The 24,131-nt window shown below is 62.7% G+C and carries 18 protein-coding genes; 7 read left to right on the plus strand and 11 right to left on the minus strand.

Features of this window, described 5'->3' with window-relative positions; translation table 11 throughout:
* Nucleotides 1–46 precede the first annotated feature (46 nt).
* The 3 genes from mfd (at nucleotide 47) to F6X62_RS20450 (ending at nucleotide 7,393) form a co-directional block, all read left to right on the plus strand.
* The gene (gene mfd / locus F6X62_RS20440; protein WP_153774544.1) at nucleotides 47–3,496 is read left to right on the plus strand and encodes a transcription-repair coupling factor; all 3,450 of its coding nucleotides are present in this window, start codon (nucleotides 47–49) and stop codon (nucleotides 3,494–3,496) included.
* Nucleotides 3,497–3,505: 9 nt separating this feature from the next.
* Nucleotides 3,506–4,081, plus strand: a complete 576-nt coding sequence (locus F6X62_RS20445; RefSeq protein ID WP_153774545.1) for a CsiV family protein — start codon at nucleotides 3,506–3,508, stop codon at nucleotides 4,079–4,081.
* 411 nt (nucleotides 4,082–4,492) lie between these two features.
* The gene (locus tag F6X62_RS20450; protein WP_371926323.1) at nucleotides 4,493–7,393 is read left to right on the plus strand and encodes a DEAD/DEAH box helicase; all 2,901 of its coding nucleotides are present in this window, start codon (nucleotides 4,493–4,495) and stop codon (nucleotides 7,391–7,393) included.
* Nucleotides 7,394–7,445: 52 nt separating this feature from the next.
* Here the strand turns inward: F6X62_RS20450 and nagZ are convergent, their stop codons facing one another.
* From nagZ to F6X62_RS20465, 3 genes are read right to left on the minus strand one after another with little or no spacing between them, the layout of a single operon-like run.
* Nucleotides 7,446–8,444: a beta-N-acetylhexosaminidase gene (nagZ, locus tag F6X62_RS20455; protein WP_178117574.1), complete on the minus strand. Its 999-nt coding sequence runs from the start codon at nucleotides 8,442–8,444 to the stop codon at nucleotides 7,446–7,448.
* Nucleotides 8,445–8,466: 22 nt separating this feature from the next.
* On the minus strand, nucleotides 8,467–8,991 hold the full coding sequence (locus F6X62_RS20460; protein WP_153774548.1) for a L,D-transpeptidase: 525 nt from the start codon (nucleotides 8,989–8,991) through the stop codon (nucleotides 8,467–8,469).
* Nucleotides 8,992–9,031: 40 nt separating this feature from the next.
* Entirely contained in the window at nucleotides 9,032–9,745 is a 714-nt protein-coding gene (locus tag F6X62_RS20465; protein WP_153774549.1) for a TetR/AcrR family transcriptional regulator, read from the minus strand.
* Nucleotides 9,746–9,986: 241 nt separating this feature from the next.
* Here F6X62_RS20465 and lexA point away from each other — a divergent pair, with 241 nt between their 5' ends.
* Both lexA and sulA read left to right on the plus strand, forming a co-directional pair.
* A complete protein-coding gene (gene lexA, locus F6X62_RS20470; protein ID WP_054894445.1) occupies nucleotides 9,987–10,595 on the plus strand; it encodes a transcriptional repressor LexA in 609 nt (202 codons plus the stop codon).
* Nucleotides 10,596–10,608: 13 nt separating this feature from the next.
* Nucleotides 10,609–11,085, plus strand: a complete 477-nt coding sequence (gene sulA / locus F6X62_RS20475; RefSeq protein WP_054894446.1) for an SOS-induced cell division inhibitor SulA — start codon at nucleotides 10,609–10,611, stop codon at nucleotides 11,083–11,085.
* Nucleotides 11,086–11,135: 50 nt separating this feature from the next.
* Here sulA and F6X62_RS20480 read toward each other — a convergent pair whose 3' ends face one another.
* From F6X62_RS20480 to F6X62_RS20510, 7 genes are all read right to left on the minus strand, one after another.
* The gene (locus tag F6X62_RS20480) at nucleotides 11,136–11,369 is read right to left on the minus strand and encodes a hypothetical protein (RefSeq protein ID WP_011534820.1); all 234 of its coding nucleotides are present in this window, start codon (nucleotides 11,367–11,369) and stop codon (nucleotides 11,136–11,138) included.
* 51 nt (nucleotides 11,370–11,420) lie between these two features.
* Complete coding sequence (locus F6X62_RS20485; RefSeq protein ID WP_153774550.1) at nucleotides 11,421–11,942, minus strand: DUF6586 family protein; 522 nt, start codon at nucleotides 11,940–11,942, stop codon at nucleotides 11,421–11,423.
* Nucleotides 11,943–12,031: 89 nt separating this feature from the next.
* Complete coding sequence (gene topA / locus F6X62_RS20490; protein ID WP_112898835.1) at nucleotides 12,032–14,641, minus strand: type I DNA topoisomerase; 2,610 nt, start codon at nucleotides 14,639–14,641, stop codon at nucleotides 12,032–12,034.
* A gap of 100 nt (nucleotides 14,642–14,741) precedes the next feature.
* Nucleotides 14,742–14,993 carry a DUF1653 domain-containing protein gene (locus F6X62_RS20495; RefSeq protein ID WP_153774551.1) on the minus strand — a complete coding sequence of 84 codons (252 nt, stop codon included), beginning with the start codon at nucleotides 14,991–14,993 and terminating at the stop codon, nucleotides 14,742–14,744.
* Between the two features lie 78 nt (nucleotides 14,994–15,071).
* Nucleotides 15,072–16,247 (minus strand): acetyl-CoA C-acyltransferase FadA, encoded by a 1,176-nt coding sequence (fadA, locus tag F6X62_RS20500; protein ID WP_054894450.1) that lies wholly within the window; start codon nucleotides 16,245–16,247, stop codon nucleotides 15,072–15,074.
* Nucleotides 16,248–16,277: 30 nt separating this feature from the next.
* The gene (gene fadB / locus F6X62_RS20505) at nucleotides 16,278–18,425 is read right to left on the minus strand and encodes a fatty acid oxidation complex subunit alpha FadB (protein ID WP_153774552.1); all 2,148 of its coding nucleotides are present in this window, start codon (nucleotides 18,423–18,425) and stop codon (nucleotides 16,278–16,280) included.
* Nucleotides 18,426–18,895: 470 nt separating this feature from the next.
* Entirely contained in the window at nucleotides 18,896–19,333 is a 438-nt protein-coding gene (locus tag F6X62_RS20510; protein WP_063545637.1) for a hypothetical protein, read from the minus strand.
* A gap of 109 nt (nucleotides 19,334–19,442) precedes the next feature.
* Between F6X62_RS20510 and F6X62_RS20515 the strand changes: the two genes are divergently transcribed.
* Nucleotides 19,443–19,883, plus strand: a complete 441-nt coding sequence (locus F6X62_RS20515; RefSeq protein WP_054894453.1) for a universal stress protein — start codon at nucleotides 19,443–19,445, stop codon at nucleotides 19,881–19,883.
* 60 nt (nucleotides 19,884–19,943) lie between these two features.
* On the opposite strand, the gene F6X62_RS20520 is transcribed toward F6X62_RS20515, so the two are convergent.
* Nucleotides 19,944–21,875: an ATP-binding cassette domain-containing protein gene (locus F6X62_RS20520; RefSeq protein WP_054894454.1), complete on the minus strand. Its 1,932-nt coding sequence runs from the start codon at nucleotides 21,873–21,875 to the stop codon at nucleotides 19,944–19,946.
* A 235-nt stretch (nucleotides 21,876–22,110) separates the two neighbouring features.
* Here F6X62_RS20520 and F6X62_RS20525 point away from each other — a divergent pair, with 235 nt between their 5' ends.
* Complete coding sequence (locus F6X62_RS20525) at nucleotides 22,111–24,039, plus strand: transglycosylase SLT domain-containing protein (protein WP_153774553.1); 1,929 nt, start codon at nucleotides 22,111–22,113, stop codon at nucleotides 24,037–24,039.
* Nucleotides 24,040–24,131: the final 92 nt, after the last annotated feature.

Genomic DNA, 24,131 nt, shown 5'->3' on the forward strand with positions numbered 1-24,131 from the left:
CGGTACACTTGACCTCTTTGCCGCAACGCTTGGAGTCGGATCTTCCGTGTCAGTTCTGCGCCTTCCGCAACTGTCGGCCACGGCCGGCAAACAAACCTGGGGCAACCTGCCAGGTGCCGCCCTCAGTCTCGCCATCGCCGAGGCCGCCAGCAGCGCCGGGCGCTTCACCCTGCTGCTGACTGCCGATAGCCAGGCCGCCGATCGCCTGGAACAGGAGCTGCGTTTCTTCGACCCGCAGCTTCCGGTGCTGCCGTTCCCAGACTGGGAAACCCTGCCCTACGACCTGTTCTCGCCGCACCAGGACATCATCTCCCAGCGCATTGCCAGCCTCTACCGACTGCCACAGCTGGACCACGGCATTCTCGTGGTGCCGATCACCACCGCCCTGCACCGCTTGGCCCCGACCCGCTTCCTGCTGGGCAGCAGCCTGGTGCTGGACGTGGGCCAGAAGATCGACGTCGAGCAGATGCGCACCCGCCTGGAAGCCAGCGGCTACCGCTGCGTCGACACGGTCTACGAGCATGGTGAATTCGCCGTGCGCGGCGCGCTGATCGATTTGTTCCCCATGGGCAGCAAGGCGCCGTATCGCATCGACCTGTTCGACGACGAGATCGAAACCCTGCGCACCTTCGACCCGGAGACCCAGCGCTCGATCGACAAGGTCGACTCGATCCGCCTGCTGCCGGCCCGCGAATTCCCCATGCACAAGGATGAGGTGACACGCTTCAAAGCCCGCTTCCGAGAGCGCTTCGACGTCGACTTCCGGCGCAGCGCGATCTTCCAGGACCTGACCAGCGGCATCATTCCGGCCGGCATCGAATACTACCTGCCGCTGTTCTTCGAAGAGACCGCGACACTCTTCGACTACCTGCCGGAAGACACCCAGGTATTTTCCCTGCCGGGCGTCGAGCAGGCCGCCGAACACTTCTGGAACGACGTACGCGGGCGCTACGAAGAGCGCCGCGGCGACCTCAGCCGCCCCTTGCTGCCACCGGCCGAGCTGTTCATGCCGGTCGAGGACTGCTTCGCCCGCCTCAAGCAATGGCCGCGCGTTGTGGTCAGCGCCGACGAACTCGAACAGGGCGCAGGCCGCGAGCGCTTCCCGGCGCGCGCCTTGCCCAACCTGGCCATCGAGGCCAAGGCCAACCAACCGCTGGCAGAGCTGTCGAACTTTCTCGACCAGTTCCCCGGCCGGGTGCTGTTCACCGCCGAATCGGCAGGCCGCCGCGAAGTGCTGCTGGAGCTGCTCGAACGCCTGAAGCTGCGCCCGCACACCGTCGAAGGCTGGGCCGACTTCATCACGGGCAGCGAGCGCCTGGCGATCACCATCGCCCCGCTCGATGACGGCCTGCTGCTGGATGACCCGAGCCTGGCCCTTGTGGCCGAAAGCCCGCTGTTCGGCCAGCGCGTGATGCAGCGCCGACGTCGCGACAAGCGCGGCGAAGCGGCCAACGATGCAGTCATCAAGAACCTCACCGAGCTGCGCGAAGGCGCCCCTGTGGTGCACATCGATCACGGCGTGGGCCGCTACCTGGGCCTGGCCACCCTGGAGATCGACGGCCAGGCCGCCGAGTTCCTCACCCTGGAATACGCCGAGGGCGCCAAGCTCTATGTGCCGGTGGCCAACCTGCACCTGATCGCCCGCTACACCGGCAGCGACGACGCCCTGGCGCCGCTGCACCGACTCGGCTCCGAAGCCTGGCAGAAAGCCAAGCGCAAGGCCGCCGAACAGGTGCGCGACGTGGCCGCCGAGCTGCTCGACATCTATGCCCGCCGTGCTGCGCGCAAGGGCTACGCCTTCGCCGACCCGGCCGCCGACTACGCCACCTTCAGCGCCGGCTTCCCCTTCGAAGAGACGCCCGACCAGCAGGCTGCCATCGAGGCCGTGCGCCTCGACATGCTCGCCGCCAAGCCCATGGATCGACTGGTGTGTGGCGATGTCGGCTTCGGCAAGACCGAAGTGGCCATGCGCGCAGCCTTCATCGCGGTGCACAGCGGCCGCCAGGTCGCGGTCCTGGTACCTACCACCCTGCTCGCCCAGCAGCACTACAACAGCTTCCGCGATCGCTTTGCCGACTGGCCCGTGACGGTCGAGGTGATGAGCCGCTTCAAGTCCGCCAAGGAAGTGGCCGCCGCCGCCGCAGACCTTGCCGAAGGCAAGATCGACATCCTCATCGGCACCCACAAGCTGCTGCAGGACGATGTGCGCTTCAAGGACCTGGGCCTGGCGATCATCGACGAAGAGCACCGTTTCGGCGTACGCCAGAAAGAACAGCTCAAGGCGCTACGCAGCGAGGTGGACATCCTCACCCTCACCGCCACGCCAATCCCGCGCACCCTTAACATGGCCGTGGCCGGCATGCGCGACCTGTCGATCATCGCCACCCCGCCGGCTCGACGCCTGTCGGTGCGCACCTTCGTCATGGAGCAGAACAAGAGCACGGTCAAGGAAGCACTGCTGCGCGAGCTGCTGCGTGGCGGCCAGGTCTATTACCTGCACAACGACGTGAAGACCATCGAGAAATGCGCCGCCGATCTCGCCGAGCTGGTGCCCGAAGCGCGCATTGGCATTGGCCACGGGCAGATGCGCGAGCGCGAGCTCGAACAGGTGATGAGCGACTTCTACCACAAGCGCTTCAACGTGCTGATTGCCTCGACCATCATCGAGACCGGCATCGACGTGCCCAGTGCCAACACCATCGTCATCGAACGTGCCGACAAGTTCGGCCTGGCCCAGTTGCACCAATTGCGCGGCCGGGTCGGACGCAGCCACCACCAGGCCTACGCCTACCTGCTCACCCCGCCACGCCAACAGATCAGCGGCGATGCCGAGAAACGCCTGGAGGCGATCGCCAACACCCAGGACCTGGGCGCAGGCTTCGTGCTGGCCACCAACGACCTGGAGATCCGCGGCGCCGGCGAGTTGCTCGGCGAAGGCCAGAGCGGGCAGATCCAGGCAGTGGGTTTCACCCTCTACATGGAGATGCTCGAACGTGCGGTCAAGGCGATCCGCAAGGGCACCCAACCCAATCTCGAGCAACCACTGGGCGGCGGCCCGGAGATCAACCTGCGCCTGCCGGCGCTGATCCCCGAGGACTACCTGCCCGATGTGCACGCCCGCCTGATCCTGTACAAACGCATCGCTTCGGCGGCCGACGAGGAAGGCCTCAAGGACCTGCAGGTGGAGATGATCGACCGCTTCGGCCTGCTGCCCGAGCCGACCAAGAACCTCATGCGCCTGACGCTGCTCAAGCTGCAGGCCGAGAAGCTTGGCATCAAGAAGGTCGATGCCGGCCCCAATGGCGGCAAGCTCGAGTTCGAGGCCGAAACGCCGGTCGATCCACTGACCCTGATCAAGCTGATCCAGGGCCAGCCCAAGCGCTACAAGTTCGAAGGCGCGACCCAGTTCCGCTTCCTGGTGCCGATGGAACGCCCGGAAGAACGCTTCAACACCCTCGAGGCGCTGTTCGAGCGCCTGGCCCCACAGTCAAATTAAGGAAGCTCCATGCGTGCCATTCGTTGCCTGACCTTGTTGCTGTCGCTCATCGCGCCAGTGACGGCCTTCGCCGAAGGCCCTTATCAGGTGGAAATCCTCCTCCTGCGGCAGAATGCAGTGCCTGCCGTGACCAGCCCGTTCACCCCCGAGAACTGGAGCGCCGGCGCCCCACGCCTGGCCAAGGATGCCGAACGCCCACCGGCACTGGTCGACGAAGCCACCCGCCTGCAAGCCACTGCCGACTACACTGTGCTGCTGCACAAGGCTTGGCAGCAGCAGGTGGGCAGCGAGCCCAGCCGCATCGCCGTGGGCGCCGGTGACGAGCAGTTCGGGCACTTCCCCATCGAGGGCAACCTGAGCATCGCCGAGGGCCGCTTCATCCGCATCGAGGCCAACTTCTGGGTCAACGACCTGGACGGCAATGGCAGCGTGCTGCGCAGCGAGCAATTCAAGCAAAGCAACAGCAACGTGAAAAACGGCCAGCTGACCTTCCTCGACGGGGGCCACCTGGCGCTGCTGATCAGGGTCGCACCGGCTGGCATGCGCAAGCTGCCAACGATGGACCCGGAGATGATGGAGCAGTGACACGTGAGTGACGTGCAGAAGCAGGTTGCGGAAAACCCGAGCTGGAAGCGCGAATTCGACGCCGGCGCTCTGCAGCGCGGTGAGCGCTATGCCGAGCAAGGCAGGGTAGAGATTCTCTCCCACGGCGACGCACGCATCGAGGCAACCTGCAGCGGCAACGGCGACAACCGTTATCGTCAGCGGATCACCATCACCTTCAACTCCGCCGGACACTGTCATGTTCGCGGCCAGTGCACCTGCCCGGTCGGCGAGAACTGCAAGCACTGCGCCGCCGTGCTCTACACGCTAGCCCACCGCCATGCGGCACAACCGGCGGCCAGCGATCACCTGCCGCACCACCTGCAACACTGGCTGCAGGGCCTCGAGCAACGCGCCACCCCACGCCAGCCTGACGAAGACAAACGCGGCCGCATGGTTTGCTACCAGCTCATGCTGCTGGGCGATCAAGGTTGCGCCCTGCGCGTGCGCAAGGGCACTCGCACCGATGGCGACATACGCTACAGCCGGGTGCAATCGCTGTATGAACTGCTCTACGAGCCGCCCAAGTTCGTCAAGGAAGAAGACCTGCGCATCCTGCGCCAGTTGTCCGCACAGAACGCCCCCTACGGCCAGGAGCGCGGCTACGTGCTAAAAGGCCAGGAAGGCGGCGAGCTACTGCAACGGGTGCTGGAAACCGGACGCCTGATGTACATGGACGAGTTGCCGCTGCTGCGCCGCGGCCAGGAGCGCCAGGCGGAATTTCGCTGGGTGCGCCTGGACAGCGGCGAATACCGCGGCATGTGGTACAACGCCGACAAACCGCTGCTCTGCGTCCTGCCGCTGGTGCCGTTGTTTTACTTCGACGTCATGACCAGAGAAGTCGGTACCGTCGCCCACAGTCTCGACCCGCACACCGCCATCCAGCTCTCGCTCGCACCCGATGTACCGGAACACCTGATCGTGCCACTCAGCCACAAGCTCAACGCCCTGAACCACCAACTGCCGACCCCGACAACGGTCAAGCAGGAACTGCTCGACAACATCGAGCCCACACCACACCTCACCCTTGGCAGCCTGGAATTCAGCGCCTACACGCCCAAGACCGGACGCATGCAGCGCCAGATGCAGCATCGCGCGGCGCTGTCGTTCGACTACGACGGGCTGCGCGCCAGCGGCCCCGAAGACAAGCCGCTGAGCCGCCTGGTGGACAGTACCAGCCAGCATATTCGCCGCCAGCCACAGCATGAAAAGCGCCTGCGCGACACCCTGCACAAGCTCGGTTTCAAGCCTGCCACACGTCAGAGCAAGGCCCTGCCCGACAGCGCCGGCGAAATGTTCCAACTGCCCGACGACGAGACCTGGCTGCGCTTCGCCCGCGAAGACCTGCTGCGACTGCGCGAGGCAGGCTGGAAGGTGGACGTCCACCGTGACTTCGCCTTCAACCTTCACGACGTGGAAGACTGGTACGCCAACATTCAGGAAGCCCCCGGCCACGAATGGTTCGATCTGGAACTGGGCATCGTCGTCGACGGCCAGCGCCACAGCCTGCTGCCGATCGTCCTGCAGTTGCTGCGCAGCAGCCCCGAACTGCTGCGCCCCAGCGAACTTGCGCGGCGCGGCGACGATGAACACCTGTTGATCGACCTCAACCGTGGTCGCCTGGACAGCCCGGCCATGCGGGTCGCCCTGCCCTACGGCCGGATCAAGGCAGTGATGGGCACCCTCGGCGAGCTGTATCTGCACGAGGATGCCAGCGGGCCGACGTTGCGCATGGAGCGCGCCGATGCGGCACGCCTGAACGATATCGAGCACCTGCCCCTGCAATGGGAAGGTGGCGAACAACTGCGCGATCTCGGCCGGCGCCTGCGCGATGCGCGTGACCTGGAGGTCGAGCCACCCAGGGGGCTGGCCGCGACCTTGCGCCCCTACCAGCAGCAGGGCCTGAACTGGCTGCAAGCCCTGCGCGAGATGGGCACCGGTGGCATCCTCGGCGACGACATGGGTCTGGGCAAGACCCTGCAGACCCTTGCCCATCTGCTGCTGGAAAAAGAAGCCGGGCGCCTGAACCATCCAGCCCTGGCAGTGATGCCCACCAGCCTTGTGCCCAACTGGCTGGACGAAGCACAGCGCTTCGCACCCAATCTGCGCGTTCTGGCCCTGCACGGCCCCGGACGCACCCGGTTCTTTGGTGCACTGCACGAATACGACCTGATCCTGACCACATACGCCCTGCTGCCACGCGACCTCGAGCCATTGCAGGCCCAACCCTGGCACGTGCTGGTGCTGGACGAAGCACAGAACATCAAGAGCAGTACCAGCAAGGCCGCCCAGGCCGCCCGGGAGCTGCAGGCCAACCAGCGCCTTTGCCTGACAGGCACACCCATGGAGAACAACCTGGGTGAGCTATGGTCGATCTTCCACTTCCTGATGCCCGGCTGGCTGGGCGATCAGAAACGCTTCAACCAGGATTACCGCACCCCCATCGAACGTCATGGCGACCGCGAGCGGCTGGCCCACCTGGCCAGCCGAGTACGCCCTTTCCTGCTGCGCCGCAGCAAGGAGCAGGTGGCCCGAGAGCTGCCGGCCAAGAGCGAGATGGTTCACTGGGTGGACCTCAGCGATGCACAGCGCGACACCTACGAAACGGTGCGCGTGGCCATGGACAAGAAGGTGCGCGATGAAATCGCCCGCAATGGCGCCTCACGCAGCCAGATCGTCATCCTCGATGCCTTGCTCAAGCTGCGCCAGGTGTGCTGTGACCTGCGTCTGGTCAAGGGTGTGGAAGCCAAGGGCAATCAAGCCGACAAGGGCAAGCTGGGCAGCTTGATGGAAATGCTCGAGGAACTGCTCAGCGAAGGTCGCCGAGTGCTGCTGTTCTCCCAGTTCACTTCGATGCTCGCACTGATCGAGCAGGAACTGGAAAAGCGCGACATTCGCTACAGCCTGCTGACCGGCGACACCCGCGATCGCCGCGCGCCGGTTCAACAGTTCCAGAACGGCGACAGCGAAGTGTTCCTGATCAGCCTCAAGGCCGGTGGTACAGGCCTGAACCTGACCGCTGCCGATACGGTGATTCACTACGACCCCTGGTGGAACCCGGCCAGCGAGAACCAGGCCACCGACCGCGCGTACCGTATCGGCCAGGACAAGCCAGTGTTCGTCTACAAGCTGATCACCCGCGGCACGGTGGAAGAGAAGATCCAGCAGTTGCAGCAAGAGAAAGCCGCCTTGGCGGCCGGTCTGCTCGATGGCGGGCAGGCCGGTCAGTGGCGGCTGGGGGATGAAGAAATCGAGGCACTGTTCGCCCCGCTGCCGGGCAAGCGAGGGCGCTGAATCCGGGGCGTCCCCTTCGCGTCCCGACTTGCCCGCGAAGGGAACACCGCGGTCAATCCACCAGCTGCGCGTCCTTCAACGCCCCCAGCGCCTCAAGCCAGCGCGGCTGCTGGCGATAGTCGGTGCGTGCGAAGCCTTGCCCACGCATTCCGGCGATGCGCGGCGACGGCCGCACCTTCAAGCGCTGCGCCGCACTCAGCGCGAGTTCCGCCGCAGCTCGGTCATTGCACACCAGCCCCATGTCGCAACCGGCACTCAGCGCTGCCTCGATGCGACTGGCGGCATCGCCCACCACATGCGCGCCAGCCATGGACAAGTCGTCACTGAAGATCACCCCCTCAAAGCCCAGCTCGCCGCGCAGGATGTCCTGCAGCCAGCGCCGCGAGAAGCCCGCCGGCTGGTTGTCGATCTGCGGATAGATCACATGCGCCGGCATCACCGCTGCCAGTTGGCCGCTGAGACGAGTGAACGGTACCAGATCAGCCTGGCGTAGCTGCTCCAGGCTGCGCTCATCGGTGGGGATCGCCACGTGCGAATCGGCTTCCGCCCAGCCATGCCCAGGGAAGTGCTTGCCGCAAGCCGCCATGCCAGCCGTGTTCATGCCACGAATGAAGGCACCGGCCAGTTGCGTGGCACGCTGCGGATCCCCTTCGAAGGCACGGCTGCCAACGACCGCGCTGCGCTGGTGATCAAGGTCCAGTACCGGTGCGAAACTCAGGTCCAGGCCGACCGCCAGAACTTCGGTGGCCATCAGCCAACCGCATTGTTCGGCCAGGTAATCAGCGTTGGCATTGTCGGCAATGGCACGCATGGCCGGCAAACGCACGAAGCCCTGACGCAGACGCTGGACCCGACCACCTTCCTGATCGACCGCCAGGATCAGGTCAGGACGAATAGCACGGATCGAGGCGCACAGCTCGCGCACCTGGCGTGGGCTGTCGATGTTACGGGCAAAGATGATCAGACCGGCCACTTCGGGCTGGCGCAGGAGGTGACGATCCTCGGCGGTCAACCATTGACCGGCGATATCCACCATCAGGGAGCCTTGCAGGCTGGCAGTCATAGGGTGTCCTTCATTGAATATCCAGAGAGGCCCATTGCGGGCAGGCAGCCTCGCTTATGCGCACTGGGCAATGGACCGGCACGCGCTCGAACAGGTCCAAAAGCTCGCGGTTGCGCAGGCGCACGCAGCCGTGGGACAACGGCACGCCCAGCGGTTCGCTGTCCGGCGTGCCGTGCAGATAAATGTAGCGACGAAAGGTATCGACCCGTCCCAGGCGGTTGACGCCTGGCTCACAGCCACTGAGCCAGAGGATGCGGGTGAGGATCCAGTCACGGCCTGGAGATTGCGCGTGCAAGGCGGGCGACCAGACTTCACCGGTCCAGCGTCGGCTGCTGAGCACAGCCCCTTGCGGCAATCCAGCGCCGATCTTCGCCCTGACCTGATGCAGGCCACGCGGCGTGCAGCCAGAACCATTGAGTTCACCCGCCCCCAGACGCGCAGTGGAAACGTCCAGGCGCACGCACAACGTCCCCCGGAAAAATCCGTAAAGGCGTTGGTCAGCGAGGGAGATGTGCAGGAAATCAAGGTCGGGCATGGGCGCTAGCTTAGCCGAAGCGCCCTGCCCCGCCCAGTGTTCAGGCCTTGGCTGGCGCGCCGGTGACTGCGCTCTTGCTGCGTGGCCGCAGTTGCGCGGCCGCCATGGCCTCGTCGGTTACCCCGCTATCGGCACGCATGCCGGCGGCGAGGAACGGCACCATCAGACGCATGACCTGCTCGATCGAAGTGTTGATGCCGAAATCGGTTTCAGCGATGGCGCGCAGCGCCTTGATACCGGACATGCTGAACGCCGCGGCACCCAGCATGAAATGCACGCGCCAGAACAACTCGATGGGGGGAATACGCGGCGCCGCTTCGTTGACCAACAGCATGTAGCGCCTGAACACCTTGCCGTACATGTCTTCAAGATAGCGGCGCAGGTGGCCCTGACTCTGACTGAAGGCCAAGCCCAGCAGGCGCATGAAGATCGAGAGGTCGTTGTTGCTGCGCGGCTGCACGGCCAAGGCCTGCTCCACCAGCATCTCCAGCAGTTCTTCGAGCGTCGGCTTCTGCTCGGGGCGCGCCTGACGGCGCTCGAGCTCACGCTCCAGGCTGGCACAGAACGGACCGAGGAAGCGCGAGAAGACCGCCTGGATAAGCGCCTTTTTGGAGCCGAAATGGTAGTTCACCGCCGCCAGGTTGACCCCGGCCTTGCTGGTGATCAAACGCAACGAAGTTTCCGCGAAACCTCTTTCCGCGAACAGCTGCTCGGCAGCATCGAGAATGCGTTCAACGGTTTCCGATTGGGCCATGACTTATCCGCCTGACAAACAGTTGTTTGAAACATACGTTTCAAGCACGCGCATGTCAAGGTTCGGTGACCCGACGGTCGCCCTTTTTAAAGCGCTGGGGCTCAAGCTGCAAGCCACAAATATCAAGGGCTGGGCACGACGCTCGGAAGACCGAGGCGATTTTCTTCAAGCGTGGTGCTTGCAGCAGGCCTTGTACTGTATATAATCCCAGTCACTGTATAAAAAGACAGAGCCACTCGCCATGCTGAAACTGACGCCACGCCAAGCCGAGATCCTGGCCTTCATCAAACGTTGCCTTGAAGACAACGGCTTCCCGCCTACCCGCGCAGAAATCGCACAAGAGCTAGGGTTCAAATCGCCCAATGCCGCCGAAGAGCACCTCAAGGCCTTGGCGCGCAAGGGCGCCATCGAGATGACACCAGGCGCCTCCCGCGGCATTCGCATCCCTGGTCTCGAAGCCAAGCCTGACGACAGCGGCCTGCCGATCATCGGCCGTGTTGCAGCAGGTGCCCCGATCCTCGCCGAGCAGCACATCGAGGAATCCTGCAATATCAATCCAGCCTTCTTCCATCCTCGCGCCGACTACCTATTGCGCGTTCACGGCATGAGCATGAAGGATATCGGCATCGTCGACGGCGACCTGCTCGCCGTGCACACCTGCCGCGAAGCCCGCAACGGCCAGATCGTGGTCGCCCGCATCGGTGACGAAGTGACCGTCAAGCGCTTCAAGCGCGAGGGCAGCAAGGTCTGGCTGATTGCCGAAAACCCCGAATTCGCCCCCATCGAAGTCGACCTGAAAGATCAGGAACTGGTGATCGAGGGCTTGAGCGTCGGCGTCATTCGCCGCTGATCCAGGAGGCGTCATGCAGCAGTCCGCCCATTTATCGCAGCCCGCACAATTGCCATTGTTCGAAGCCTTTCTCGCACAGCCGGTACTGCCAGGCCTGAAAAGTCGCGAGCAGTCGCGCAAGCCCGGCCAACCAGAACTGTTCAGTGAACTGTCCCTGCGCGGCGCGCCAGGGCACTGCCAGAGCCTGTTGGCCCCTATCCTGCGCGAGCTGAGCGAAGAAGATGACGCACGCTGGCTGACACTGATCGCACCGCCGGCGAGTCTCACACAAACCTGGCTGCGTGACGCCGGCCTGAATCGCGAACGCATCCTGCTGCTGCAACCCGGAAGCAACCAGAGCGCCCTGCAACTGGCCTGCGAAGCGCTACGTCTGGGTCATAGCCACACGGTGGTCAGCTGGTTCGGCAACGTCAATGCCAGCATCCGCCAGCAGCTCGTTCGTGCCGCCACCTGCGGAAACGCACAAAGCCTGAACATCCGCCTCGGCTGATGTCCAGGCTTTGCCTGTGACGCACTACAGTGATGGCCCAACTGGCGTGTTCAGTGCAGAACCCGCGGTCCCTCATCACGCTCGAAGTCACCTTCGACCAGCTTACCTGCCATCTGCACACCAACGCTGAGCATGGCTTTGGCCACTTCTACATGCTGCCCCTGAAGAAATGCCTTGGCATCTTCGGAGAAATCCAGGGTAACCAGCGAACCCTCGTCCTCGGCACGGCGCAGTTCGATCCGGCCATCAGGCAATTCGACAATTTCTAGAAAGGACGTTGACATAAAGGGCCTGCTGTTCACGAAAGGCGAGTAGTGTACCAGCCGCGCCGACTGTCAGCACTCACTCAACGCTTCTCGGAAACGTCTTACAAGCCCTTTTAGGTCCTGCCGCCAGCGCTCCAACTCCGCCCGAGACAGCACGATTTCCTCGACTTCATCGAGATTGACAGCCTGGATCAACGGCTGGGTGACATCTGTCTTGGCGACTTTCTTCGCGACCGGTGGTTGGAACAAATCGGCATAAGACTTGATCAACTGCGCCAGCCAGGTCTGCGGCTGGCGTGCCAGTTCAAGCATCTCGGCCATTTCCGGAATGGCGACGGTCTTCAGGGTTTCATCGTCAAGCAACAGCTCTGCACGCGCGGCGTTCGCCTGCGGCAGACGATAGAAGCCGGCAATTTCATGGCACAGCCCGAGCAACGCCCCATACAAATGAAACACCGCCGCCTCACGCTCAGCCTGGATCAGGCCCTGGGCATTCATGGCCTGGCTCTGCTCGGCCTTGGCCATGGACTCAAGAGCCAGGCCTGCAAAGAACAGTTTCTGGTTGGTGCGGGTATAGAGTTCCTGGGCCATTTCGGATGACCTCCCATGGGCAGCAAGGCGAATAGCTGCATCATAAATGATTGGGGCCGCAAAGCGGCCCCAATTGCAACACCGACGAATCAGCGCTTGTCTTCGACCTTCCACGCCTTGCCGTCGTAGAACGCCTTCCAGCCTGTCGGCTTGCCATCGACCTCGGATTGCACGTACTGCTCCTTGGTCTTGCGGCTGTAGCGAATCACCGCCGGACGACCGTCCGGATCCTTCTGCGGTGCATCGCAGAGGAAGTGATACTTCGGATCGATCTCATGCTTGTGCGGGATGATTTCCAGCACCAGCGGCGCACGGGTCTCGCGATTTTTCGGGAACTGGCTGGCCGCCAGGAACAACCCCGAAGCGCCGTCACGCAGCACGTAGGTGTCGTCGACCTTCTCGCACTTGAGCTCCGGCATGTCCACCTTGTCCATCTTCGGTGGCGCAGCCTCGCCGCTCTTGAGCAACTTGCGGGTGTTCTTGCACGCCGGGTTGGTGCAACCGAAGAACTTGCCGAAACGGCCAGTCTTGAGCTGCATCTCGCTGCCGCACTTGTCGCATTCCAGGCTCGGCCCCTCGTAGCCCTTGATGCGGTAGCTACCCTCTTCGATCTCGTAGCCAGGGCAATCCGGGTTATTACCACAGATATGCAGCTTGTGCTTCTCGTCGAGCAGGTAGGCGTCCATCGCCGTCGAGCAGATCGGGCAGCGGTGCTTGCCACGCAGCACCAGCGACTCGGATTCACCCTCGTCGTCAGCTGCGATCTCGTCACCCGGCACCAGATTGACGGTGGCCTTGCAGCGCTCCTTGGGCGGCAGGCTGTAACCCGAGCAGCCCAGGAACACCCCGGTCGAGGCGGTGCGGATCATCATCGGCCGACCGCATTCCTTGCAGGCAATGTTGGTCAAGGTCGGCTGATTGGCTCGCATGCCGTTTTCGCTGGACTCTGCTGTCTGCAGCTTCTTGCTGAAATCACCGTAGAACTCGTCGAGCACGTTTTTCCAGTCACGCTCGCCCTGGGCCACGTCATCGAGATTCTCTTCCATGCCGGCGGTGAAGCCGTAGTCCATCAGGTTGGAGAAGCTTTCGGACAAGCGCTCGGTCACGATGTCGCCCATCTTCTCGGAATAGAAGCGGCGGTTGTGCAGGGTCACATAGCCGCGGTCCTGGATGGTGGAAATGATGGCTGCATAGGTCGACGGACGACCAATACCACGTTTTTCCATTTCCTTGACCAGGCTCGCCTCGGTGAAACGCGCCGGCGGCTTGGTGAAGTGCTGGCTTGGGTCGAGCTGGATCAACTTGAGCGTCTCGCCCTGCCCCATTTCCGGCAGCACATCGTCCTCGCCCGGCTTGGCCTGTTGTGGCAGCACACGGGTGTAACCGTCGAACTTGAGAATACGGCCCTTGGCACGCAACTCGAAATCGCCAGCCGCCACGGTGACGCTCGTGGACAGGTACTGCGCCGGTGGCATCTGGCAGGCCAGGAACTGGCGCCAGATCAGCTCGTACAGGCGCTCGGCATCACGCTCCATGCCACTGAGCTTGCTCGGGTGGGTGTTGACGTCGGAGGGACGAATCGCTTCGTGCGCCTCCTGTGCGCCTTCCTTGCTGCCGTAGACGACCGGAGCGGCCGGCAGGTACTGCTTGCCGAACTCGCTTTCGATGTAGCTGCGCGCCATTTCAACGGCATCGGTCGACAGGTTGGTCGAGTCGGTACGCATGTATGTGATGTAGCCGGCTTCATACAGACGCTGGGCCATCATCATGGTCTTCTTCACCCCGAAGCCCAGGCGGTTGCTTGCCGCCTGCTGCAAGGTCGAGGTGATGAAGGGCGCCGATGGCTTGCTGCTGGTCGGGCGATCTTCACGCTTGATCACGCTGTAGCTGGAAGTCTTGAGCTTCTCCAGCGCCGCCATGGCCTGCGCTTCGTTCAACGGCTTGAAGGCTTCACCGTTCTCGCGCGCCACTTCGAAGCGCACCTTGGCGTTCTTCGCCGTGCCCAGGTCAGCATGGACCTCCCAGTATTCTTCGGGATTGAACGCACGGATCTCGCGCTCCCGCTCGACCACCAGCTTCACAGCCACCGATTGCACACGGCCGGCGGACAGGCCACGGGCGATCTTGGACCAAAGCAGCGGCGAAACCATGTAGCCCACCACGCGGTCGAGGAAGCGCCGCGCCTGCTGGGCATTGACCCGGGCGATATCCAGGTCCCCAGGCTGCGAAAACGCCTCCTGAATGGCCTTCTTGGTGATTTCGTTGAACACCACGCGCTTGTAGCGGCTGTCGTCTCCCCCGATGGCTTCGCGCAGGTGCCAGGCAATGGCTTCCCCCTCGCGATCCAAGTCGGTTGCGAGATAGATGGTGTCGGCATCCTTGGCCAAACGACGCAACTCGTCGATCACCTTCTCCTTGCCGGGAAGGATCTCGTACTTGGCCTTCCAGCCGGCCTCTGGGTCGACACCCATGCGCGCCACCAGTTGGCGCCGGGCTTTCTCCTTCGGCGTCAGCGCCGGAGCCTCACTCGCGGTCTTGCCGCGCTTGGCCGCCGGTTCCTTGGCCGTACTGGCCGAACCGCTGGTGGGGAGGTCTCGGATGTGGCCGATACTCGACTTCACCACGTACTGGCTGCCCAGGTACTTGTTGATGGTCTTGGCCTTGGCCGGGGATTCCACAATGACCAGCGATTTGCCCATGGATCGGAGTATTCCTGAATCTGAAGATGAAAAACGCGTCAGGTGCCGGACGCGGCACCGCTATATATAGTGGCAAAAGAGTGAGGTCAAGCGCGGTCGTTCACTCGCGAGGCTTCCCGGCCAGTGCCGCAAGCCCCTCTTCGGCCTTGACCAAAGCAAAGCGTGGCACCTGCTCGCCGTCAACCTCGACCGACTCCTGGAACATCGAAAGTGGCCGCACCCAAAACCCATAGTCACCATACAGGGATTGGTAGAACACCATCCACTCTTCGCTCTCCGAGTGCCGCGCAACGCTGAAGACACGGTACTCAGGCCCTTTGTAATGCCGGTATACGCCTGGTTGTATCTGCATGCTGCCCACCCTCTTGAACAAATCCTGTAAAAAACAAAAACCGGGGCACAAGGCCCCGGCTGCTGTCCTGCGAAGCGATCAGACGCGTTCGAAGACAGTGGTGATACCCTGACCCAGGCCGACACACATCGTCGCAACACCCAGCGTACCGCCATTCTGCTTCATGACGTTGAGCAGAGTGCCGGAAATCCGCGCACCGGAGCAACCGAACGGGTGACCCAGGGCGATGGCGCCGCCGTGCAGGTTAACCTTCTCATCCATCTTGTCGAGCACTTTCAGATCCTTCAGCACTGGCAGGGCCTGTGCGGCGAAGGCTTCGTTGAGCTCGAAGAAATCGATGTCGGCGATGGTCAGACCCGCACGCTTGAGGGCTTTCTGAGTCGAAGGCACCGGCCCATAACCCATGATCGCCGGATCCACACCGGCTACTGCCATCGAACGAATCACGGCCAATGGCTGGATGCCGAGGTCCATGGCACGCTGGCCGGACATGACGATCATGCACGAGGCACCGTCGGTGATCTGCGACGAGGTGCCAGCGGTGACAGTGCCACCCTTGGGGTTGAACGCCGGCTTGAGCGCAGCGAGGCCCTCGAGGGTGGTCTCGGGGCGAATGGTTTCGTCGTAGTCAAAGACCTTGAGGAAGCCGTTCTCGTCGTAGCCCTGCATCGGGATGATCTCATCCTTGAACTTGCCCTCGACCGTGGCCTTGTGGGCCAACTGGTGCGAACGCAGGCCGAACAGGTCCTGCTGCTCACGGGTGATGCCGTGCATCTTGCCGAGCATCTCCGCAGTCAGGCCCATCATCCCGGAAGCCTTGGCAGCGTGCAAGGACAGGTGCGGGTTCGGGTCGACGCCGTGCATCATGCTGACGTGCCCCATATGCTCGACACCACCGATCACGAATACATCGCCGTTGCCGGTCATGATCGCCTGGGCAGCGGTGTGCAGCGCACTCATCGACGAGCCGCACAGGCGGCTGACGGTCTGCGCAGCGGAAGTGTGCGGGATCGGGGTCATCAGCGACGCCATGCGCGCGATGTTCCACCCCTGCTCCAGGGTCTGGTTGACGCAGCCCCAGATCACATCCTCGACCTCTTTCGGATCGACCTTGTCGTTGCGCTCCAGCAGCTTGCTGATCAGGTGCGCCGACATGTCCTCGGCGCGGGTGTTGCGGTGCATGCCACCCTTGGAACGGCCCATCGGCGTGCGACCGAAGTCGACAATCACCACGTCTCTTGGATTCAGGCTCATATCAATAATCTCGCTCTAGCTCGTGGCCGTTCAGTTGAAGAAGCGCTGGCCGTTCTTGGCCATCTCACGCAGCTTCGCAGTCGGGTGGTACAGCGGACCCAGATCGGCGTACTTGTCGGCCAGGGCAACGAACTCGGCGACACCGATCGAATCGATGTAGCGCAGCGCACCACCGCGGAAGGGAGGGAAACCGATGCCGTAGACCAGGCCCATGTCCGCCTCGGCTGCAGTTTCGACGATGCCATCTTCCAGGCAACGCACGGTCTCCAGGCACAGCGGCACCATCATCCAGTTGATGATGTCCTCGTCACTGACTTCACGCTGCTCGAAGATCACCGGCTTGAGCACGTCCAGCACGGACGCATCGGCGACTTTCTTCGGCTTGCCGCGCTTGTCGGTCTCGTAGGCATAGAAGCCCTTGCCGTTCTTCTGACCCAGGCGATTGGCTTCGTACAGGGCGTCGACGGCGGAGCGGCGGTCGTCCTTCATGCGGTCCGGGAAGCCTTCTGCCATCACGTCGCGACCATGGTGGCCGGTGTCGATGCCGACTACGTCCATCAAGTAGGCCGGGCCCATCGGCCAGCCGAACTTTTCCATGACCTTGTCGATACGCACGAAATCGACGCCTGCGCTGACCAGCTTGGCGAAGCCACCGAAGTACGGGAACAGTACGCGGTTGACCAGGAAGCCCGGGCAATCGTTGACCACAATCGGATTCTTGCCCATTTTCTTGGCATAGGCCACCGTGGTGGCGACAGCCACTTCACTGGACTTCTCGCCACGAATGACTTCGACCAGCGGCATCATGTGCACCGGGTTGAAGAAGTGCATGCCAACGAAGTTTTCCGGCCGCTTGAGCGCCTTGGCCAGCAAGTTGATCGAAATGGTCGAGGTGTTCGACGCCAGAATCGCGTCTTCCTTGACCTGCCCTTCCACCTCGGCCAGCACCGCCTGCTTGACCTTCGGGTTCTCGACCACAGCCTCGACGACGATGTCGACGTTGGCGAAATCGCCATACGACAAGGTCGGGCGAATGGCGTTGAGAGCTTCGGCCATCTTCGCCGGGGTCAGGCGGCCTTTCTCGACGCGCTTGCCAAGCAGCTTGGACGCTTCGTTAAGGCCCAGCTGGATAGCTTCCTCGCGAATATCCTTCATCAGGATCGGCGTGCCCTTGACCGCCGACTGGTAGGCGATACCGCCACCCATGATGCCGGCGCCGAGTACGGCGGCCTGCTTCACGTCACGAGCGATCTCGTCGTGGGCCTTGGCTTTGCGCTTGAGTTCCTGATCGTTCAGGAACAGGCCGACCAGGCTCTCGGCGACCGAGGTTTTGGCCAACTTGGCAAAACCGGCAGCTTCGACTTCCAAGGCCTTGTCACGACCAAAGTTGGCAGCCTTCTGGATGGTCTTGATGGCTTCGACCGGGGCCGGGTAGTTCGGGCCGGCTTGACCGGCGACAAAACCCTTGGCGGTTTCGAAGGCCATCATCTGCTCGATGGCGTTGAGCTTGAGTTTCTCGAGCTTGGGCTGACGCTTGGCCTTGTAGTCCAGCTCACCGCTGATGGCGCGCTTGATCAGGTCCAGAGCACCGGCCTGCAGCAGTTCAGGCGCGACCACGGCATCGACGGCACCCACTTTCAGGGCGTCTTCAGCGCGGTTTTCCTTGCCCGAGGCGATCCACTCGATGGCATTGTCCGAGCCGATCAGACGCGGCAGGCGAACGGTGCCGCCAAAGCCTGGGTAGATGCCCAGCTTGACTTCCGGCAGGCCGATCTTGGCGCTGCTGGACATGACGCGGTAATCCGCCGCCAGGCACATCTCCAGGCCGCCGCCCAGGGCGATGCCGTTGATGGCCACGACGGTCGGCACCGCGAGGTCTTCGAAGTCGCTGAAGATACGGTTGGCTTCCAGGTTGCCGGCCACCAGCTCGGCCTCGGGCAGCTTGAAATTGTCGACGAATTCGGTGATGTCGGCACCGACGATGAACACGTCCTTGCCGCTGCTGACGATCACACCCTTGATGGAAGCGTCGGCCTTGATGGTATCCACGGCCTGACGCAGCTCGTTCAGGGTAAGGCGGTTGAATTTGTTGACGGACTCACCCTTGAGGTCGAACTTCAGTTCGACGATGCCGCTTTCAAGAGCCTTAACCGTGATGGCTTTACCTTCGTAAATCATCAACTGATCTCCACGATATGGAAGCTGAACTGTACACGCCGATCACTGACAGGAAGGCCATCTTCAAGCCCTCCCCCAGGCACACCCGTCAGCGCGCTAGTCGGGATTCTGTACGAGCGATGTGAACATACAAACGCTCAATTCATACGCCCGTTTGATTTGGGTACGCACACATTCTCCGAAAAGGTCGGCGTTGTCAAATGCTCGAAAGCACCCGGAAAACGCGACTTTCCAGTCATTTTGTAACACCAGGGGATAAAACATGATGACAGTGATTGTCGATCATTCATGTCGACGATCGGCCAATGGCTGGTGGGGTTAGTTGCGCTGCCAGCCTGCTGATTTTTCATGCGCACATTCGAGACAAGGGTCTACACTGCCCTCGAATCGAATGTTTTCCCGGCCTGCCTGGCCAGCTTCACCACTGTGGGATCAGGGTTGCCCTGCTCCCACTTTTTTTTGCGCATGCCTCAGGCGAGGGTTTCGAGTGTGTGGGCAATATCCTGCAATACAGATTTTTCGCCGCGCTCGCTCCAGTACAAGGCGATCATGCGCGTATCGGCCTCCACCTTGTAGACATTGGCCGGCAACCGCGCAAAACACTCCGCCAGACGAGGCTCCTCGCAGGGTTCACGCCATTTGTTCCACCACACTCCCGGGCTGACCTGCCAATAGCACCAGCTATCCTCACGCCCTTTGCGCCGCCCTCGGTGATACTGCGGACATGGGCTTGGCGGCTCGCTTTGCAGCCAGTGCGGCCACTGTTGGGGCGCCAGTTGCATGGCCAGGCCCATGCGTCGCCCCTCCAGGCGCAGGCTCATCTGTTCGCTCTGCTTGCGGGACGGTCGCAACCAGGCCAACGGGCTGAGAATCAGCGCAAGGATTGACACCACCAGCCATACCGTCATATCTGTAGTTCCCATAAAGCGTTGCAAATGAGCGGGTTAGTCTTTTTCACGCAAGACCTGCCAGAAAGCGACCATACTTTCATTATTGCGATTGTCAGGAGTGCCGCTCATGTCCTACGAACATCTTCTGGTTGCCGTCGACCTGACCGAAGAATGCGACCCGGTGATCAAGCGTGCCATGAAGCTCGCCGAACCCACCGGAGCCAAGGTTTCCCTGGTGCATATCGTCGAGCCGATGGCCATGGCATTTGGTGGCGACGTGCCGATGGACCTGTCGCAACTGCAGCAACAGCAGTTCGACCAGGCCAAGGAACGCATGGATCGCCTGTTCAACAAATATCCAGACATCCAGCGCGGCGATTCGCACCTGACCTACGGCCAGCCGCGCCAGGAAATACACCAACTGGCCAAGGATCAGAAGTGCGACCTGATCGTGGTCGGCAGCCATGGCCGCCATGGTCTGGCGCTGCTACTGGGTTCTACGGCCAATGACGTGCTGCATGGGGCACCGTGCGATGTACTGGCGGTGCGCTTGCAGAAGAAAGAATGATATAGCCCGAGCCGGCCCTATCGCTGGGACTTGTCCCGCGATAGGGCCGGCTCGATCGACTCAACCTTCCAGCTCGGCCCAGCGCTCGACCAGCACATCCAGCTCAGCCTGCAACTTCTCGAGCTTGGCCAGCACGTCCGACGTTTCGCCAATCGGCCGCTGATAGAAGCCAGGCGCGTTCACCTCTTCCTGCAGCACCGCCATCTTCTGCTCCAGCGCATCGATCTGCCCAGGCAGCATCTCCAGCTCACGCTGCAGTTTGTAGCTCAGCTTTTTCTTGCTACTGTCGGCCACCACAGGCGCCACGGGCTCCGGGGCGACCTCGACCGCAACCTTCTCGACCACCGCACTGTTGAGCTCGGACTTGCCGCCCTTGCTCTCGGTCACGCCCAGCAGCTTCGGCGAGCCCCCCTGGCGGATCCAGTCTTCATAGCCACCCACGTACTCACGTACCTTGCCCTCACCCTCGAACACCAGGGTGCTGGTGACCACGTTGTCGAGGAAGGCCCGGTCGTGGCTGACCATCAGTACCGTGCCCTTGAAGTTGGACAGCACTTCCTCGAGCAGCTCGAGTGTCTCGACGTCCAGGTCGTTGGTCGGCTCGTCCAGCACCAGCAAGTTGGCCGGTTTGCTGAACAGCTTGGCCAGCAACAGACGCGCACGCTCACCACCAGACAGCGCCTTGACCGGCGTGCGTGCACGCTGGGGGCTGAACAGGAAGTCACCGAGGTAGCTCAGCACGTGGCGATTCTGACCATCGATCTCGATGAAGTCGCGACCTTCGGCGAGGTTGTCGATCACCGTCTTCTCGAGGTCGAGCTGGTGACGCATCTGGTCGAAGTAGGCCACCTCCAGCTTGGTGCCGCGATCGACCTTGCCGGCGGTCGGCTCCAGGTCACCCAGCATGAGCTTGAGCAAGGTGGTCTTGCCGGTGCCGTTGGCGCCGAGCAGGCCGATGCGGTCCTGGCGCTGCAGGACCATGGAGAAATCCTTGACCAGCTTCGGCCCCTGAGGGTGCGCGAAGCTGACGTTTTCCAGCACCATCACCTGCTTGCCGGACTTGTCGGCGACCTCGATCTGGATGTTCGCCCTGCCCTGGCGCTCGCGACGCTCGCTGCGCTCCACGCGCAGGGCCTTGAGGGCACGCACACGGCCTTCATTACGGGTACGCCGGGCCTTGATGCCCTGGCGGATCCAGACCTCTTCCTGGGCCAGGCGCTTGTCGAACAGCGCATTGGCGGTTTCCTCGGCGGCCAGCGCAGCCTCCTTGTGCACCAGGAAGCTGGCGTAGTCGCCGTTCCAGTCAATCAGCCCGCCGCGGTCCAGCTCGAGGATCCGCGTGGCCAGGTTCTGCAGGAACGAGCGGTCGTGAGTGATGAACAGCACGGCGCCGTTGAAGCCGCTCAGGGCCTCTTCGAGCCAGGCGATGGCACCGATGTCCAGGTGGTTGGTCGGTTCGTCGAGCAGCAGCAGGTCAGGCTCGGACACCAGCGCCTGGGCCAGCAGCACGCGACGGCGCCAGCCGCCGGACAGCTCGGCGAGGGTCTTGTCGGCCGGCAGTTGCAGGCGGCTCAGGGTGCTCTCCACGACCTGTTGCAGGCGCCAGCCGTCCCGGGCTTCCAGCTCATGCTGGACATGCATCAGCTTGTCCAGGTCGGCATCATTCTGGATGTTCTGGCTCAGGTGGTGATATTCGGCGAGCAGCGCACCGACGCCGTCGAGGCCCTCGGCGACCACATCGAACACGCTGCGATCGTCGGCCACCGGCAATTCCTGCGGAAGCTCACCGATCTTCAGTGCCGGCGCACGCCAGATTTCTCCTTCGTCGGGTTTCTGCTCACCCTTGACCAGGCGCAACATGCTCGACTTGCCGGTGCCGTTACGGCCGATAATGCACACCCGCTCGCCACGGGCGATCTGCCAGGACACCTTGTCCAGCAGCGGCATGGCGCCGAACGCGAGGGACACATCGCTGAATTTGAGCAGGGTCATGATCATCTCCAAAAACCGGGCGCGCATTCTACCTGACTTTCACGCCTACTTCGCCCCTGCGTGACATTCCGGGTGCGATGGCAGCGAGCGCTTGGCGACGCGTGGTCGGTGTTAACGATTCGATACAAGCACAGTGCTTTCATCCATCGCCGGCAAACGGCTAAGCTAAGGAAACTAGATTTCAACAGTGCTGGCTTCGCCGTCACTTTTCATGGTTCAACTGCCCGGACGTATCATGCGCAGCCGCCTGTTCCAATTCGTTTCCTGCCTGGTGCTCACCGCTACGACCGCGAGTGCTGCACAGGCCCTCGACATCACCCAGCAGCGCCAGTACTACGACGAGGCCAAGCGTGCCCTCGCCAAAGGCGACAAGGGTCCCTACCTGCGCTATGCCCAAGCGCTCAGCGACTATCCGCTCACACCCTACCTGGCCTACGACGAGCTCACCGCGCGGCTGAAGACTGCCAGCAACGAGGAAGTCGAAGGCTTCCTCGCCAAACACGGTGACCTGCCCCAGGCCAACTGGATGAAACTGCGCTGGTTGCGCTGGCAGGCCGAACGCGGCGAATGGAAGACCTTCGCCAAATACTACGACCCGAAGCTGAACTTCACCGAACTGGATTGCCTCAACGGCCAGTACCAGTTGACCAACGGCCTGCGCGCCGAAGGTTTCGCCACTGCCGAAAAACTGTGGAACGTCGGCAAGTCGCAACCTGCGGCCTGCGACACCTTGTTCGGCCTGTGGGCCGCAGAAGGCCAGCTCACCGAGGCCCGCCGCTGGCAGCGTGCCAAACTGGCGGCCGAGGCGCGCAACTACAGCCTGGCCAACAACCTGGTGCAAACGCTCACCACACTCGGTCCGCAAGGCAAGCTGCTGATCGATGTGGCGCAGAAACCCGAGCTGCTCAAGCAGCCTTCGCGCTTCATGCCGGTCAACGAAGCGATGTCCGATGTGGTCAGCCTCGGCCTGCGCCGCCTGGCGCGGCAGGATCCCGAGCAAGCCATGGCCCTGCTCGACGACTACGCCCAGCGCATGCATTTCTCCCGCGACGAGAAGGTCGCCATCGCCCGCGAAATCGGCCTCACGCTCGCACGGCGCTACGATCCGCGTGCCCTCGACCTGATGACCCGCTACGACCCGGAACTGCGCGACAACACCGTCAGCGAATGGCGCATGCGCCTGCTGCTGCGTCTCGGGCGCTGGGAAGAAGCCTACGAACTGAGCCGCCGCCTGCCCCAGGATCTGGCCGACAGCAGCCGCTGGCGCTACTGGCAGGCACGCAGCCTGGAGCTGGCACAACCCAACAACCCGCAGATCCCGCTGCTCTACAAGAACGTCTCGCGTGAGCGCGACTTCTATGGTTTTCTTGCTGCCGATCGCGCGCAAACACCGTACCAGCTCAACAACAAACCCCTGGTACTGAGCCAGCAGTTGATCAACAAGGTGCGTAACACCCCCGGCGTGCGCCGCGCCCTGGAGTTCCACGCCCGTGGCCAGATTGTCGAGGGGCGCCGCGAGTGGTACCACGTCAGCCGCCACTTCAACCGTGACGAAATGGTCGCCCAGGCCCGCCTGGCCTACGACCTGCGCTGGTACTTCCCGGCTATCCGCACCATCAGCCAGGCTAAGTACTGGGACGACCTGGACATCCGCTTCCCGATGGCCCACCGCGACACCCTGGTGCGCGAAGCCAAAGTCCGCGGCCTGCACTCGAGCTGGGTATTCGCCATCACCCGTCAGGAAAGTGCCTTCATGGACGATGCCCGCTCGCCAGTAGGCGCCAGCGGCCTGATGCAACTGATGCCAGGAACCGCCAAGGAGACCGCGCGCAAGTTCAGCATCCCGCTGGCCTCGCCTGCGCAGGTGCTCGATCCGGACAAGAACATCCAGCTCGGCGCCGCCTACCTGAGCCAGGTGCACGGCCAGTTCAACGGCAACCGCGTGCTGGCTTCGGCCGCCTACAACGCAGGCCCCGGTCGCGTACGTCAGTGGCTCAAGGGCGCCAAGCACCTGAGCTTCGATGTCTGGGTCGAGTCGATCCCGTTCGATGAGACACGTCAGTATGTGCAGAACGTGCTGTCGTACTCGGTGATCTATGGCCAGAAACTGAACGCACCACAACCGTTGGTGGACTGGCACGAACGCTACTTCGACGACATGTGATCCGGCCCAAGCCCTGTCGGAGCACCGACAGGGCCTCATGTCGGACCGGGTTAACTTTCGGTTAATCAGTCTGCTCCAGCATGGTGCACTCA

Source organism: Pseudomonas sp. MNR3A, from assembly GCF_009650575.1.
Lineage (GTDB): Bacteria > Pseudomonadota > Gammaproteobacteria > Pseudomonadales > Pseudomonadaceae > Aquipseudomonas > Aquipseudomonas machongensis.

What these genes read in the sequence shown, in the direction of transcription:
- F6X62_RS20445 (WP_153774545.1), top strand. Translation starts at nt 3,506, where the DNA reads ATGCGTGCCATTCGTTGCCTGACCTTGTTGCTGTCGCTCATCGCGCCA.
- F6X62_RS20450 (WP_371926323.1), top strand. Translation starts at nt 4,493, where the DNA reads ATGGTTTGCTACCAGCTCATGCTGCTGGGCGATCAAGGTTGCGCCCTG.
- F6X62_RS20460 (WP_153774548.1), bottom strand. Translation starts at nt 8,991, where the DNA reads ATGCCCGACCTTGATTTCCTGCACATCTCCCTCGCTGACCAACGCCTT.
- F6X62_RS20465 (WP_153774549.1), bottom strand. Translation starts at nt 9,745, where the DNA reads ATGGCCCAATCGGAAACCGTTGAACGCATTCTCGATGCTGCCGAGCAG.
- lexA (WP_054894445.1), top strand. Translation starts at nt 9,987, where the DNA reads ATGCTGAAACTGACGCCACGCCAAGCCGAGATCCTGGCCTTCATCAAA.
- sulA (WP_054894446.1), top strand. Translation starts at nt 10,609, where the DNA reads ATGCAGCAGTCCGCCCATTTATCGCAGCCCGCACAATTGCCATTGTTC.
- F6X62_RS20480 (WP_011534820.1), bottom strand. Translation starts at nt 11,369, where the DNA reads ATGTCAACGTCCTTTCTAGAAATTGTCGAATTGCCTGATGGCCGGATC.
- F6X62_RS20485 (WP_153774550.1), bottom strand. Translation starts at nt 11,942, where the DNA reads ATGGCCCAGGAACTCTATACCCGCACCAACCAGAAACTGTTCTTTGCA.
- topA (WP_112898835.1), bottom strand. Translation starts at nt 14,641, where the DNA reads ATGGGCAAATCGCTGGTCATTGTGGAATCCCCGGCCAAGGCCAAGACC.
- F6X62_RS20495 (WP_153774551.1), bottom strand. Translation starts at nt 14,993, where the DNA reads ATGCAGATACAACCAGGCGTATACCGGCATTACAAAGGGCCTGAGTAC.
- fadA (WP_054894450.1), bottom strand. Translation starts at nt 16,247, where the DNA reads ATGAGCCTGAATCCAAGAGACGTGGTGATTGTCGACTTCGGTCGCACG.
- fadB (WP_153774552.1), bottom strand. Translation starts at nt 18,425, where the DNA reads ATGATTTACGAAGGTAAAGCCATCACGGTTAAGGCTCTTGAAAGCGGC.
- F6X62_RS20510 (WP_063545637.1), bottom strand. Translation starts at nt 19,333, where the DNA reads ATGACGGTATGGCTGGTGGTGTCAATCCTTGCGCTGATTCTCAGCCCG.
- F6X62_RS20515 (WP_054894453.1), top strand. Translation starts at nt 19,443, where the DNA reads ATGTCCTACGAACATCTTCTGGTTGCCGTCGACCTGACCGAAGAATGC.
- F6X62_RS20520 (WP_054894454.1), bottom strand. Translation starts at nt 21,875, where the DNA reads ATGACCCTGCTCAAATTCAGCGATGTGTCCCTCGCGTTCGGCGCCATG.
- F6X62_RS20525 (WP_153774553.1), top strand. Translation starts at nt 22,111, where the DNA reads ATGCGCAGCCGCCTGTTCCAATTCGTTTCCTGCCTGGTGCTCACCGCT.